This is a genomic window from Streptomyces sp. NWU339 (assembly GCF_003143855.1).
Lineage (GTDB): Bacteria > Actinomycetota > Actinomycetes > Streptomycetales > Streptomycetaceae > Streptomyces.
Map to the genome: position 1 here is coordinate 293,359 of NZ_QFRK01000004.1, position 13,267 is coordinate 306,625.

The window sequence follows — 13,267 nt, forward strand, 5'->3', positions numbered from 1 at the left end:
CGCACGTGCACATGCCAGCCGCCAAGTAGGAGTGCCCCGCGCGAGTGATCAGCACGACAAGCCGTTCCTCCGGATCGTGGCCTGCGCGGCCGGGGTCGCAGCCGACGTCGGCCTGCTGATCACCGCGGCACAGGAGCGGCACTGGGACGTCGGTTCGGTAACTTCGCGCTGGGCATCTTGCACGAGGCGCCCGCCATGGGCCTCCTGATCGGCTCCTACGAGCCTCACCGGCCGAAGGCCGGCGGCGGGGCCGACCGGTACCGCTGGGAGGAAGTGCTGGAGCTGCTTGCCCCCAGGCTGTCCGTAGGGTCGTGATCAGCGCCAGCGTGCTTGCGGCGGTGGCGGGGGCGAGACCGCGGCTGCTTCGACGGTCGGCGTGCTGGCCTGTGGTGCCCCTTCGGACCGTGCTGCGCTGCGGGCCTGTGCTGCGCGGGCGCGTGCGCTGGGCGCTGGCCGTGCATTGAAGCGCTGTATACGCCAGGCCAAGGTCCTTGCGAGGGAGCCGGCGTCGTCCAGGGCACGTTGGTCGGCGGCCTGCCTGAGGAGTCGCTCCGGGGTGTGGCCGAGTGTTTCCGCTTCGGCGAGTGCGGCGGTGAGGGCGTCGACAGCGGGGTCTGCGAGGACCTGCTCCGCGTGCTCGGGCACGGCCCGACGGATGTGGCGGATGTGCCGGTCCACAGTCTGTTGGGGCGGTCGGCGCTGGACGAGGGCGGCCAGGGGCGCGGCTGCTGCCTGGTCGTAGGCGGCTTGCAGGTGGAGCAGGGTCTGCTGAGCGGCGGTGACCTGCTGGTCGTGGTGGCGGAGCTGGTGCCAGCGGGCGGCCGCGATGGCGACGAGGATCGCGGCATCGAGGAACATCGCCAGGACGGCTCCGTCTCTGGAGACGGGCTCGCGAAGCATCGCCCGTACGGCGCCGCGCAGGGCGTGGGCGTGGTGGTGTTCGGCCTGGATGCGGGAGCGGGTGGCGCGCTCGAACGCGGAGGCTGCTGCGCGGAGCTGGGCGCGGATGGGTGCGGGGGCGAGGAGGGGCAGGGCGTCGAGGGCTTCGCCGAAGGCGGCGAGGTGGGCCTGGGAGGCTCGGTCGTCGTTTCCAGTGAGGTGCTGGGGGATGCGTTCGGTGGCGGCGGTGGCCTGGTGCCAGGGGTTGGGCCTGCGCCTGTCCGGCTGGCTGGTGGGCTGCGGGTCGGTGGCCTCCAGGCGTGCTCGGATCTTGGGGAAGGACAGGTCCGGTGCGAGTTCGGAGCCGGAGTACCAGACGGGTTCCTTGCCGGCGGTGGTGTTGTCTTCGCTGGCGACCTTGTAGCCGCGTATGTCGCCGGAGGGGAAGTACACGACTTCGACCAGCACGCCGTCGGTGAGGTTGAGCAGGCGGATGAACTCCTCGGTGCTGGTGGTGGCGGCCACGGCGGTGCGGACGATGGTGCGCAGGCGTTCGCGTGCCGGCTTGTCCCGGCCTTGGCGGCGTGCCTTTTCCTGTTCGGCGCGGGTGGGGCGCTTGGCGGCGGTGCGGTCTCCGCGGACGACTTGGAAGAGGCCGTACTCCTTCTCGATGGTGGCGAGTTCGCGGTCGGCGGTGAGGTAGTCGTTCCAGTGGCGTGCGGGGCGTAGGTCGCCGCGGACCTTGGTGGCGGCGATGTGGATGTGGTCGGGGGCGTGGCGGACGGCGACCCAGCGGCAGCCGTCCGGGTCGTCTTGTGGCGCGATGCCGGTGGCGGCCACGACGCGGCGGGCTATGTCGGCCCACTCCTCGTCGCTGAGGTGGCGATCGGTTGTGGCGGCGCGGAGGGAGCAGTGCCAGACGTGCCGCTCGGGTGCTCGGCCGAGTCGGCGGGCTTGCTTGACGCGGAGGTCGAGGTCGGCCACGAGGAGCTTCCTTGTGGCGGTGAAGTCGTCGGTGCGGCCGGGGTCGGGGGCGAAGCCGTCCCAGGAGGCGACCAGGTGCGGGCCGGTGTGGTCCTTGGCCTTCTTGGTGTCGAAGAGGTAGCGGATCAGGCCGGCGGTGTCCTTGCCGCTGCTGATCTTGGCGATCACCGGGCGGCCTTCTTGGCGACGGCCTGGTTCGCGGCTGCCGCGATCTCGCTGATGGCAGCCCGGACCGCGCCCAGGGTGCGCTCCGTCTGGGCCAGGGCGGTGGTATCCCCAGGCTGTGGATGGCCGCCGGAGTTGAGCTTCCGGGCGATCTGATTGGCGTTGTTGCCGATCTTGGCGACCTGCTCGCGCAGGGCGGTCAACTCGTCTATGTAGTCGTCCAGCGGGGTGCGCTGACCGGGAAGGGCGAGGTCGCCGTGGACATGCGCCATGACGACGGCGCCCACGTAGTGAGCGCCGGCGATGTTCAGCGACCGGGCCCTGGCGAGGATGGCGGTCTTCTCTTCGACGCTGTAGCGCACGTCGACACGCTCCTTGCGCTGGGTGTCTTTGCGCTTGCGGCGGCGGGCGATGCGGTGCAGGGCGGCGGCTTCGGCGGCGCGCGGCAGGACGACGGTCGCGGCCTTGGCGTGCTGTTCATCCTCGGGCGCCCCCTGGCGCCCGAGGATCTCCGCCATCCCTGGGGCGGGACTCCCGTTGGGCCGGCCCTTGGACGGTCCAGCGGCATACCTTGCTGCTGCTCGGTGGGCGGGCCCGAGGAGCTCCCCGCGGGGGCGGAAGGGGGCGTCGTCTGCGGGGTCATCGTGCACAGTCGTGCTCCAGTGGTGTGTGGGCAGGGCTTCGTCACGTCCGTCGCATCCGTCCCGTGGCTGGTCAGGACAGGTACGGACCGGCACGCAGGTACAGATCGATCCGTCGCGGCGAGGAAGTCCGTCCCCGCGCTGACCTGCGCGGGGACGGATGGGACGGACTGAGACGGTCCCAGAGGGAGGCGGGTCAGCGGGCGTGCTTGGGGCCGGTGGTGCCGGGCAGGCCGACGGGCAGCGACCCGGCCGGAGGGGCGGGCGGTTTGCCCGGGGCCGGACGTGCGGGCGCGGACTCGTGCCCACCTGCGTGGGCCGGCTGCGCGGGAGCGGTGGTGGGGTCGGGGCAGTAGCGGGCCCAGGCGTCGAGGAACTGGTTGCGGGCGTACGCCTTGGCCTGACGGCCCTGCTCGAAGCGGTAGTTGGCCGGACGGATGCCGAAGTCCCTGAGTAGCGCCGACAAGTGGTAGGCGTTCAGCCCCTTGGAGCCGTAGTCCGGCCATGGGGACTCGGCGTCCGTCAGCAGCGCGGCGAGCAGGTCCTGCGAGCGCAGGGCCTCTTTGTTGCCCTCCTGTTCGAAGATGCGGCGGATGTCGCGCAGCAGTCGCGTCTTCAGGGTCGTCTGCTCGTCCTGGACGGCCTCGTGCCGGGTCATCGCCAGGCAGGCGGTACGGGCGCTGGTGGGCCAGTGGCCGCCGGCCAGGTCGGCGACGATGACCAGCGGCTCCCAGGTGTCCGCGGCCCGGTCCTCGACCGGCATCGCCGGCACCAGACCGGCAGCCGTGCCACGCAGCGGGGTCAGCCACGCGGTCAGCCGGTCGCGCAGTGCGTTCAGTTCGGGCACCGAGTACCGCGAGCGGAACGGGGTGATCCGCTCGCCGGGCTTGCGCTTCTGCATGCGGAGCACGACCGCCCGGTCCATGATCGTGTCCGGCAGGTCGCCGATCCCGGCCAGCGCGGCCATGGCGAAGGTGGGGAACGCCGTCGGCTTGTGCTCCGGCCCGGAGATCCGCCAGGCGGGCCGGTTGCGCTGGTGCCCGGCGTTCAGCAGACCGCGCAGGTCCTCCTTCTCGCCGGCCTTGGGGCCGAAGATGGTGTCGGCCTCGTCCACCAGCAGCGTCGGCGGGTTCTTGCCGATGACGCGGAAGACCACCGCGGGGGAGGTGTTCACCGTCATCATCGGCTGGTGCACCGTCTCGTAGAGCACGTCCAGGACGCGGGACTTGCCGCACCCCTTCGTCGGGCCGACCACCGCCAGACGCGGCGCGTGCTGCAGGGCGGGCTGGATGTGGGAGGCCGCCACCCACAGCGTGACCGCGGTCAGCGCCTCCTCGCTCGGCAGCACCACGTACCGGCCGATTGTCGCCCGGACCTCGTCCAGCAGCACGGCACCGTCCGCCGCCCCGCCGCCGGCGCTTACATGGTCCCCGGCCCTCGAACCGTCGTCCGGGACCACGGTCCCGTCCTTCGCCTGCCCGGTCCCGGTCCCCGCGGCCCCCCCGGGCGATGCCCGCATCCTGGGGACCGGTCCCCACGTCGGGGACCAGGTGGCCGGGACCGGGCTCTTGGTCCCGCTCCGGGGACGGGACCGGTCCGCCCGGACTGGCATGGTTCCCAGCCTGCGGTCCGGTCCCCACGCCGCCGGCCTGCATCTCTCCTATACCGACGGATATCCGGTCCCTGGCCCGTGCCCGGTCGTGGGACGGGGCCGCACCCTCCGGCGGCCACGGAGCAACACCATGGTGCGGTCGGTCCCCGGTCCCCGCACGAGGGGACCGGTCCTCGGTTTCCGGTCCCAGGGGACGGCCCCCGCTGTGGGGACTGTCTTCGGACTCGATGAGGGGACCGTCCCCGGTCCCCTGGTGTGGGGACCGTGACCCGGCCCGGCCCCCGTTGCGCGGGACCGTCCCCTGCCCGGGGACTGTTACGGGCGGCCAGACGACCTTGGGCCCGGCCTCCGCGCCGGCGGACGCACTCGCCGCGTCCGAGGACGTAGCGTCCTCCATAGGCGTTCCTTCCTGGTGAGGGGCAGGACGGACTGGGTCCCGCCCCTCACCGGCTCGTTCGTTCAGGGATGGGCGATGCGCAGGGGAATCTCCGGCCCTCGGCGTTAGCACGCCGGGGGTCGCTCTGTTCCCCCGTGAGTCATGCCGTGAGGTCGTAGGCGGTCTGCCGGTCGAGCCAGGCGTCGACCTCGTGCCAGCGGTAGCGCAGGTGGCGGCCGACCTTGTGCACGTTGGGGCCGATGCCCCGGTACTTCCACTGGTAGAGCGTCTTCACCGGCACCCCGAGGTAGGCGGCGACTTCCGCCGGGGTGGCCAGGGGGCCGCGTCGGGAGGCGTCGGCGGCGGTGTGGGCAGGACGGGGGGAAAGGCTCGGCATAGGGCTCCCTTTTCGGTTTCGGACAACAGCGTGGGCAACGCAGCCACACCCCGGGCGAAGAAGTCCAGAGTTGGTTCTAGAACTCTCCATCAGTTCCCATTGGGCGGCCGGGGAGTCATAACCGTAAGGGCGAATCGCCGGTCAACCAAAAAGTTAGTGCCGATGCGATGGGCGGCTTGTAACCGCAGGTGGTGGCCCCTCACCGGATGCTGCTGCAAGCTACACTGCGCTCGCTTTCCGCATCGCACCAAAATCGCAGTGAGGCTTTCGGGCGTCTTGCGTCGGGTAATCTCCGGACCAATTCGCGACCCGGCGGGCGGAGACTTCTGTAGAGTTCGTGAACCAACTATTGCCAAAGGTTCCGGCTGCAAGTTACAGCTACCTGTCATGGCAACTCGACCTCTTGAAATAGGCCCCGCCGGCCTTCACGCCGCCCGCGCCATCGAACACATACGACTGGCGCTCGGCCTCACCCAGCATCAGCTGGCCGCCCGTTGCACCGCGATGGGACGCCCGATGACCAACACCGCACTCAGCCGTACCGAACGCGCCCATCGTCGCTGCGACATCGACGACCTTGTCGTGATCGCTGCGACCCTCGGTGTTCCTCCGACGGCTCTGTTGCCACTTGGGGCCTGCCCCGACGCCCATCCTCGCCACGTCGGCGCAGATGCCCGCGGCCGAGCTCAGGAGGCCCTTCTTGGCTGACGTGTACGACCGCTGGCACAAGTCCCACCCCAAGCCGGACGAGACCCAGTGCGGCGAGCACAAGAGCCGCACCCGGCGAATGGTGCCGACATCGGATCATGGGATCGGCAAGCGCTGGCAGGTCCGGTATCGCGACCTGGACGGCCACCAGCGCAAGGAGAACTTCCACACGAGGGCCGAAGCCGACAAGCGGGCGGCCGAGGTCGATGTCGAGATCCGGAGCGGCAGTTACGTCGTTCCCGCCGAGACGAAGCAGACGCTCGGCGCCTACGCCCGGAAGTGGCTCGACGCGAACTCGGTGGGCCCGACCACGGCCCTCCGCTACGAGGCCACCGTCCGCAACCACATCGTCGCCCACCTCGGCCGGCGCGAGCTGCGGTCCCTGAACAAGCCCTCGGTCATTCAGGGCTGGGTCCGCACGCTTCAGGACGGCGGCTTCGAGGTGTCGACGATCGAGGGCATCTTCGACATCCTCTCCAGCATCCTCGGCATGGCCGTGGAGGACGGGTTGCTGCCGAAGAACCCCTGCAAGGCGAAGTCGGTGAAGCTGCCTACGGCGACCAAGAAGAAGATCATTCCCTGGCCGATGGAGCGCGTACGCGCCGTTATCGCCGGGCTCCCGAAGCGCTTCCAGGCCGGTGGCAAGCTCGCCTTCGGCTGCGGTCTACGCCAGGGCGAGGTGTTCGGCTTCGCCGTCGAGGACATCGACTTCAAGGGCGGCTGGATCCACGTCAACCGTCAGGTACGGCTGGTGGGCACCAAGCCCGTCTTCGCCCTGCCGAAGGGCAACAAGATCCGGTCAGTCCCTCTGCCGGCTCAGCTGGCCGCTGTCCTCAAGACCCACATGAAGGAGTTTCCGCCGGTCGAGGTCACGCTGCCCTGGGCCAAGCCCGACGGTGAGCCCAAGACCTTCCGCCTGCTCTTCGTCGACGAGAAGCACCGGGCCTACAACCGCAGCGTCTTCAACATGGGCGCCTGGAAGCTCGCCCTGGCTGCCGCCGGCGTGATCCCTCCCCGCGAGCGCGGGGCGAGGTACCTCCAGGCGGCGCCGGACGACGGCATGCACGCCCTCCGGCACGCCTACGCCTCCGTGCTCCTGGACGCCGGGGAGAGCATCAAGGCGCTCTCCGAATACCTCGGCCATTCGGACCCCGGCTTCACGCTGCGGACGTACACGCACCTGCTGCCGTCCAGCGAGACCCGCACCCGCAAGGCGATCGACGACGCCTTCACCGAAGCCGAAGAAGCCGAAGCCGAGGACGACGGCGCTCCGCCCGCCGCCCAGGGCACATCAGAACCCCCAGCAAAACCCATGTGCCCTCAATGTGCCCTGGCCGCCTGACGACCCCTCTCCGGCACTGAAAAGGGCGAGGCCCGAAGACCCCGCCCACTACCAGTAAAACCCCAGGTCAGGGCCAGACCAGGCAGTACGCCTGATGCCCCGCCTCGTGCAGCCGGTGCGAGAAGTCCTGCCACTCGTGCAGCAGCCGGTAGACGTTGAAGGCGTCGTTGGGGCCGCCGCGGTCGGGGACCGTGGACCAGATGAAGGCGGCCGCGCCCACCGCCTCCTCGCCTATGCCGCGGAGCGGGTCGACGACCGTCATGGGGAGTTTCACGACCGCGTAGTCGGGGTGCAGGACGACCAGTTCCAGGGGCGGCACCTTGTGCAGGGGGACGCCTTCGATGCCGGTGAGGACCATGGCGGCCATCGTCTCCGGCTTGATCTTGGTGAACATGCCGCCCATGCCGAGCTCGTCGCCGCCGAGTTCCTCGGGGCGCATCGAGATCGGGACGCGGGCGGCGGTGGCGCCGTCCGGCGCGCCGAAATACTTGTAGGTCACCCCCACTCGACCACCATTCCTGCTCCCCGCGCTCGACGGGTCGATCGACTCGGCCTCGCCCGGAGCGCCGTGTGCCCGACGGGCCTTGTCCACCTCTTCCGCCTCGCGCCGGTGCCTTCCCCGCCTGGAACGTCGAGGACCGAGGTCGTCAGTCCCCTCGCCCAGTCCGCCACCGCGATGCATATCTCCACCCGACTGCTTTTCTAGGCCGCGTGGCGCCGCCACGCAACCCGATCATCGTGTCAGTGACCTCCCCCACGGCCGCCCGCCGAAACGTGCGGTGTTGCATCTGCCCGCGGGACCTTCCCAGCGTCCGGCCGCTCCGGGCCGGGTGAGCTGTGTCTACTCGGACGCCAGTTTCGCAGATCACGGGCGATCCGGGACCGGATGTCCCCGCAGGTGGCTGGATACCCGAGCCCGTGGCCGGCCGTGTGGGGCGACCGTACGAAACAGGCGTACGAAATGGTTGTACGAACGGGCAGGGCGGATGACTCAGCCGACGGGTCCGGGCGGGCCCGGTCGGCCACTCGACCGGTGGTCGCCCCAGCCGTCCCCGGGCCCGCCCGGACCCGTCCCGCCCCCGGCCTCCGGCCCCCCGCCCCCGCCTGGCCTACCCTGAACAGGTCACTCGCACCCCGAGTCCGAGATGTCGGAGAGGTCGGAGAAGTCGCAGGTCATGAGCGAACTGCCATACCCATACGAAGCCCAAGCCTCGCAGGCGCTGTTCGACCGTGCCGCGGCCGTCACCCCCGGTGGCGTGAATTCGCCGGTGCGTGCCTTCCGTGCCGTCGGCGGCACGCCCCGGTTCATGGTGTCCGGCACCGGCCCGTACCTGACCGACGCCGACGGGCGGGAGTACGTCGACCTGGTCTGCTCCTGGGGGCCGATGATCCTCGGGCACGCGCACCCCGAGGTGGTCGCCGCCGTGCAGGAGGCCGTCACGCGCGGGACCTCCTTCGGCACACCCGGTGAGGGCGAGGTCGCGCTCGCCGAGGAGATGGTCGCCCGGGTCGAGCCGCTGGAGCAGGTCCGGCTGGTGTCCAGCGGCACCGAGGCCACCATGTCGGCGATCCGGCTCGCCCGCGGCTTCACGCAGCGCGCCAAGGTGATCAAGTTCGCCGGGTGCTACCACGGCCACGTCGACGCACTGCTGGCCGCGGCGGGGTCGGGTCTGGCCACGTTCGCGCTGCCGGACACCCCCGGTGTCACGGGGGCCCAGGCCGGCGACACGATCGTCCTGCCGTACAACGACCTCGACGCCGTGCACGCCGCCTTCGCCGCGCACCCCGGCGAGATCGCCTGTGTGATCACCGAGGCGTCCCCGGGCAACATGGGCGTCGTACCGCCGCTGCCCGGGTTCAACCAGGGGCTCAAGGACGCCTGCGCCTCGAACGGCGCACTGTACATCTCCGACGAGGTGATGACCGGGTTCCGCACCAGCCGCGCCGGGTGGTACGGCGTCGACGGCGTGCGGCCCGACCTGATGACCTTCGGCAAGGTGATGGGCGGCGGCTTCCCGGCCGCGGCCTTCGGCGGGCGGGCCGACGTCATGGCGCACCTCGCCCCTGCCGGGCCCGTCTACCAGGCCGGCACCCTCTCCGGCAACCCCGTCGCCACCGCCGCCGGGCTCGCCCAGCTCCGGCTGCTCGACGACGCCGCCTACGCCAAGGTCGACGCCGTCTCCGCGCGGATCCAGTCCCTCGTCACCGAGGCGCTGACCAAGGAGGGCGTGGCGCACACGCTGCAGAACGCCTCCAACATGTTCTCCGTGTTCTTCACCGACCGGCCGGTGCGCACCTACGAGGACGCCAAGGCGCAGGAGTCCTTCCGCTACACCGCCTTCTTCCACTCCCTCCTCGCGAACGGCGTCCACCTGCCGCCCTCGTCCTTCGAGGCCTGGTTCGTGTCCACCGCGCACGACGACCGGGCCATCCAGCGGATCGCCGACGCCCTCCCGGCGGCGGCCCGAGCGGCGGCGGAGGCGACGGCGTGAGCACCGGGAGCAAGAACGACCTCACCGTCGTCCACCTGATGCGGCACGGCGAGGTCGCCAACCCGGACGGCGTCCTCTACGGCCGGCTCCCCGGCTACCAGCTCTCCGAGCTGGGCCGGCGGATGGCCGAGCGGGTCGGCGAGCACCTCGACTCCCGGGACGTCGTCCATGTCGGCGCCTCCCCGCTGGAGCGGGCGCAGGAGACGGCCCAGCCGATCGCCAAGGCGCACGGCCTGGACATCGCCACCGACGAGCGGCTGATCGAGGCCGAGAACGTCTTCCAGGGCAAGACCTTCGGCGTCGGCGACGGCGCGCTGCGCCGGCCCGAGAACTGGAAGCACCTCGTCAACCCGTTCAAGCCGTCCTGGGGCGAGCCGTACATCGAGCAGGTCGTCCGCATGATGGGCGCGCTGGACGCGGCCAAGGACGCGGCGCGCGGTCACGAGGCGGTGCTGGTCAGCCATCAGCTGCCGATCTGGATCGTGCGGTCCTACGTCGAGAAGCGGCGGCTGTGGCACGACCCGCGCAAGCGGCAGTGCACGCTCGCCTCGCTGACCACCTTCACCTACCGGGGGGACAGGATCGTCTCCGTCGGCTACAGCGAGCCGGCCCGCGATCTCGTCCCCGCCCATCTCCTCGCCGGTGCCAAGCCGGTGAAGGGGAAGGGGAAGGCCTTCGGGGCCTAGGGCCTGTCCGGCGGCCGCATGGCACCCCCGTGACGATCGTTGCCAAACCTCCGCACTACGCGGGAACCCCCGTTCGCGTCACGTCCTCTGAAGAGTGACCACCAGAGGACGTGACGAACGGGGATGCCATGCGCACTCTCACCCGCAGGGGAATGCTCGGGCTCGGCGCGGGGGCCGCCGCAGCGGTGTCGCTGGCCGGCTGCGGTGGCGCCACCGGCCCGAGCGGCACGAGCCGTGCCGACGGTTCAGGCGGTTCCGACGGGAGCGGCGGTTCCGGCGACGGCGGCCGTACGGGCACGCCGAAGCCGACGAGGACCGCCCGGCCGATCGGCGACGGCTCCACCGCCTTCACCGGCAAGCAGCCCCACCAGCCCGCGAGGCCGGTGCCGCTGGAGCCGGGTCAGACCCCGCCGCAGTTCGTCGTCTTCTCCTGGGACGGGGCCGGCGAGGTCGGCAACGGGCTCTTCCCGCGCTTCCTGGACCTCGCCAAGGAGCACGAGGCGCACATGACGTTCTTCCTCTCCGGGCTGTACCTGCTGCCCGAGTCGAAGAAGCGGCTGTACGACCCGCCGAACAACCCGCGCGGCGCCTCCGACATCGGCTACCTCACCGACGACCACATCAAGGACACGCTGAAGAACGTCCGCCGCGCCTGGCTCGAGGGCCATGAGATCGGCACCCACTTCAACGGCCACTTCTGCGCCGGCTCCGGCAGCGTCGGCAACTGGACGCCGCAGCAGTGGCGCAGCGAGATAGACCAGGCGAAGTCGTTCGTGAAGGAGTGGCGGACCAACTCCGGCTGGACCGACCTGCCGTCGCTGCCGTTCGACTACGACAAGGAACTCGTCGGCGGCCGTACGCCCTGTCTGCTCGGCCAGGACAACCTGCTGACCACCGCCCGCGAGCTCGGCTGGCGCTACGACGCCTCCTCGCCCGGCGGCCGTCAGGTCTGGCCGTCGAAGCGGGACGGCATGTGGGACCTCCCGCTGCAGCAGATACCTTTTCCCGGACGCTCCTTCGAGGTCCTGTCGATGGACTACAACATCCTCGCCAACCAGTCCGTCAACTCCACCAACGCGCCCGCCCACCACCACCCGGGCTGGCGCAAGCAGGCGACCCAGGCGTACATATCCGGCTTCGAGCGGGCATACGGGACGAACCGGGCACCCCTCTTCGTCGGCAACCACTTCGAGCAGTGGAACGGCGGCATCTACATGGACGCGGTGGAGGAGGCCCTCAAGCACATCGCGCGGGCGAAGGAGAAGGGCGGCGACGTGCGCATCGTCTCCTTCCGGCAGTTCACCGACTGGCTGGACGCCCAGCGGCCCGAGGTGCTGGAGCGGCTGCGCACCCTGGACGTCGGGCAGGAACCGGCCGGTGGCTGGCAGGGCTTCCTCAAGGACACCGGCAGCACCGCCGGGACCGGAGAGCCGACCGGCGCCGGGACGGGAGAGCCGAGCGGCGCCTGACGGGGCATCCGAGCCGCACCGATATGCGGGTTTCCGTCCGCAAGGGGGGCGGGCAAGATCCCCAGAACGGGCATGCGAAACTTTTCACATGAGTGCCGCCAGCCGTGCCCCCCAGCGCTCGAATCGCGCCGCCCGCGTCCGCCGCCGTGCCGTCCTGACCGTCGGCACCGCCGTGGCCGCCCTGCTGGTCTCCGCGTGCGGTTCCGGCGGAACCTCGGGCGGAGGCGGCAACACCAACTTCGTCACCGGCACCGACGGCATCTCCACCGTCGCCAAGGGCGAGCGCACCGCCGCGCCCGACCTGTCCGGTGAGACGCTCGAGGGCGAGCCGCTCGACGTCGCCGACTTCCAGGGCAAGGTCGTCGTCCTCAACGTCTGGGGCTCCTGGTGCAACCCGTGCCGCGCGGAGGCCAAGCACTTCGCCAAGGTGTCCGAGGACTACGCCGACCAGGGCGTGCAGTTCGTCGGCATCAACACCCGCGACGGCAGCGCCGGGGCGGCGCTCGCCTTCGAGAAGGACTTCGGCATCACCTACCCGAGCCTGTACGACCCCACGGGCAAGCTGATGCTCCGCTTCGAGAAGGGCACCCTCAACCCGCAGGCGATCCCCTCCACCCTGATCCTGGACCGTGACGGGAAGATCGCGTCCCGCTCGCTGACCGCGCTCAGCGAGGAACGGCTGCTGAAGATGCTCAAGCCGGTCCTCGCGGAGAAGTGACGTGACCACCCTCACCACGCTCGCCGCCGGCACCGCCTCCCTCGCCGCCGACCCGGCCTACAACGGCACGGTGCTCAACGGCGCCCTGCTGGCGGCGCTGCCCATCGCCCTGCTCGGCGGGCTCGTCTCCTTCTTCTCGCCCTGCGTGCTGCCGCTGGTCCCCGGCTACCTCTCCTACGTCACCGGCGTGTCCGGCACCGATCTGGCCGAGGCCCGGCGCGGCCGGATGGTCACCGGCGCCTCGCTGTTCGTCCTCGGCTTCACCGTCGTCTTCGTCTCCGGCGGCGCCTTCTTCGGCTACTTCGGCCAGACGCTGCAGGAACAGTCCGGCATCCTGACCAAGGTGCTCGGCGTCCTCATGATCCTCATGGGCGTCTTCTTCATGGGGATGATGCCCTGGCTCACCCAGCGCGAGTTCCGCTTCCACAAGCGGCCGGCGGCCGGCCTGGCCGGCGCGCCCGTCCTCGGCGCCCTGTTCGGCATCGGCTGGACCCCCTGCATCGGCCCCACCCTCGCCTCCGTACTGACGCTCTCCGCGCAACAGGAGAGCGCCGGACGCGGGGCCGTCCTGACCGTCGCGTACTGTCTGGGGCTGGGTCTGCCCTTCGTCCTCGCGGCCGTCGCCTTCCGCAAGGCGCTCGGCGCCTTCGGCTGGGTCAAGCGGCACTACGTCTGGGTCATGCGGATCGGCGGCACGATGATGATCGTGACCGGAGTGCTGCTGCTCACCGGCGTGTGGGACGACCTCGTGACGCAGATGCAGACCTGGTCCAACGGCTTCACTGTAGGGATCTGACG

At 70.7% G+C, this 13,267-nt stretch carries 12 protein-coding genes and 1 pseudogene; 8 read left to right on the plus strand and 5 right to left on the minus strand.

The genetic code is table 11. From position 1 onward, the window contains the following. Positions 1-31 precede the first annotated feature (31 nt). Positions 32-315 (plus strand): annotated as a pseudogene (locus DIZ27_RS07800) (hypothetical protein). Here the strand turns inward: DIZ27_RS07800 and DIZ27_RS07805 are convergent. From DIZ27_RS07805 to DIZ27_RS07820, 4 genes are all read right to left on the minus strand, one after another. Continuing rightward, on the minus strand, positions 316-2,031 hold the full coding sequence (locus DIZ27_RS07805) for a relaxase/mobilization nuclease domain-containing protein (RefSeq protein WP_109377559.1): 1,716 nt from the start codon (positions 2,029-2,031) through the stop codon (positions 316-318). Further along, complete coding sequence (gene mobC / locus DIZ27_RS07810; protein WP_109377560.1) at positions 2,028-2,546, minus strand: plasmid mobilization relaxosome protein MobC; 519 nt, start codon at positions 2,544-2,546, stop codon at positions 2,028-2,030. The genes DIZ27_RS07805 and mobC overlap by 4 nt, the downstream gene beginning before the upstream one ends. Before the next feature lie 319 nt (positions 2,547-2,865). Continuing rightward, the gene (locus DIZ27_RS07815) at positions 2,866-4,128 is read right to left on the minus strand and encodes a DUF3631 domain-containing protein (RefSeq protein WP_109377561.1); all 1,263 of its coding nucleotides are present in this window, start codon (positions 4,126-4,128) and stop codon (positions 2,866-2,868) included. A gap of 689 nt (positions 4,129-4,817) precedes the next feature. Beyond that, positions 4,818-5,054 carry an AlpA family transcriptional regulator gene (locus tag DIZ27_RS07820; RefSeq protein WP_109377562.1) on the minus strand — a complete coding sequence of 79 codons (237 nt, stop codon included), beginning with the start codon at positions 5,052-5,054 and terminating at the stop codon, positions 4,818-4,820. A gap of 387 nt (positions 5,055-5,441) precedes the next feature. Here DIZ27_RS07820 and DIZ27_RS07825 point away from each other — a divergent pair, with 387 nt between their 5' ends. Further along, positions 5,442-5,762 (plus strand): helix-turn-helix domain-containing protein, encoded by a 321-nt coding sequence (locus DIZ27_RS07825; protein WP_258308291.1) that lies wholly within the window; start codon positions 5,442-5,444, stop codon positions 5,760-5,762. A 1-nt stretch (position 5,763) separates the two neighbouring features. Then, positions 5,764-7,104: a tyrosine-type recombinase/integrase gene (locus tag DIZ27_RS07830; RefSeq protein WP_109377563.1), complete on the plus strand. Its 1,341-nt coding sequence runs from the start codon at positions 5,764-5,766 to the stop codon at positions 7,102-7,104. A gap of 67 nt (positions 7,105-7,171) precedes the next feature. Here DIZ27_RS07830 and DIZ27_RS07835 read toward each other — a convergent pair whose 3' ends face one another. After that, positions 7,172-7,786, minus strand: coding sequence for a hypothetical protein (locus tag DIZ27_RS07835; protein ID WP_109377564.1), 615 nt, complete (start codon positions 7,784-7,786; stop codon positions 7,172-7,174). A gap of 493 nt (positions 7,787-8,279) precedes the next feature. Here DIZ27_RS07835 and hemL point away from each other — a divergent pair, with 493 nt between their 5' ends. From hemL to DIZ27_RS07865, 5 genes are all read left to right on the plus strand, one after another. Further along, positions 8,280-9,596 (plus strand): glutamate-1-semialdehyde 2,1-aminomutase, encoded by a 1,317-nt coding sequence (gene hemL, locus DIZ27_RS07845; RefSeq protein WP_109377654.1) that lies wholly within the window; start codon positions 8,280-8,282, stop codon positions 9,594-9,596. A gap of 38 nt (positions 9,597-9,634) precedes the next feature. Beyond that, positions 9,635-10,282: a histidine phosphatase family protein gene (locus tag DIZ27_RS07850; protein ID WP_109377655.1), complete on the plus strand. Its 648-nt coding sequence runs from the start codon at positions 9,635-9,637 to the stop codon at positions 10,280-10,282. A gap of 152 nt (positions 10,283-10,434) precedes the next feature. Beyond that, the gene (locus DIZ27_RS07855) at positions 10,435-11,751 is read left to right on the plus strand and encodes a hypothetical protein (RefSeq protein WP_181383436.1); all 1,317 of its coding nucleotides are present in this window, start codon (positions 10,435-10,437) and stop codon (positions 11,749-11,751) included. Positions 11,752-11,839: 88 nt separating this feature from the next. Continuing rightward, entirely contained in the window at positions 11,840-12,469 is a 630-nt protein-coding gene (locus DIZ27_RS07860; RefSeq protein WP_109377566.1) for a TlpA disulfide reductase family protein, read from the plus strand. A gap of 1 nt (position 12,470) precedes the next feature. After that, entirely contained in the window at positions 12,471-13,265 is a 795-nt protein-coding gene (locus tag DIZ27_RS07865) for a cytochrome c biogenesis CcdA family protein (protein ID WP_109377567.1), read from the plus strand. The last annotated feature ends 2 nt before the right edge of the window (positions 13,266-13,267 follow it).

Coding starts and splice junctions, on each gene's coding strand:
- mobC (WP_109377560.1), bottom strand. CDS start 2,546: ATGGCGGAGATCCTCGGGCGCCAGGGGGCGCCCGAGGATGAACAGCAC.
- DIZ27_RS07820 (WP_109377562.1), bottom strand. CDS start 5,054: ATGCCGAGCCTTTCCCCCCGTCCTGCCCACACCGCCGCCGACGCCTCC.
- DIZ27_RS07825 (WP_258308291.1), top strand. CDS start 5,442: ATGGCAACTCGACCTCTTGAAATAGGCCCCGCCGGCCTTCACGCCGCC.
- DIZ27_RS07835 (WP_109377564.1), bottom strand. CDS start 7,786: ATGCATCGCGGTGGCGGACTGGGCGAGGGGACTGACGACCTCGGTCCT.
- hemL (WP_109377654.1), top strand. CDS start 8,280: ATGAGCGAACTGCCATACCCATACGAAGCCCAAGCCTCGCAGGCGCTG.
- DIZ27_RS07850 (WP_109377655.1), top strand. CDS start 9,635: ATGCGGCACGGCGAGGTCGCCAACCCGGACGGCGTCCTCTACGGCCGG.
- DIZ27_RS07855 (WP_181383436.1), top strand. CDS start 10,435: ATGCTCGGGCTCGGCGCGGGGGCCGCCGCAGCGGTGTCGCTGGCCGGC.
- DIZ27_RS07860 (WP_109377566.1), top strand. CDS start 11,840: ATGAGTGCCGCCAGCCGTGCCCCCCAGCGCTCGAATCGCGCCGCCCGC.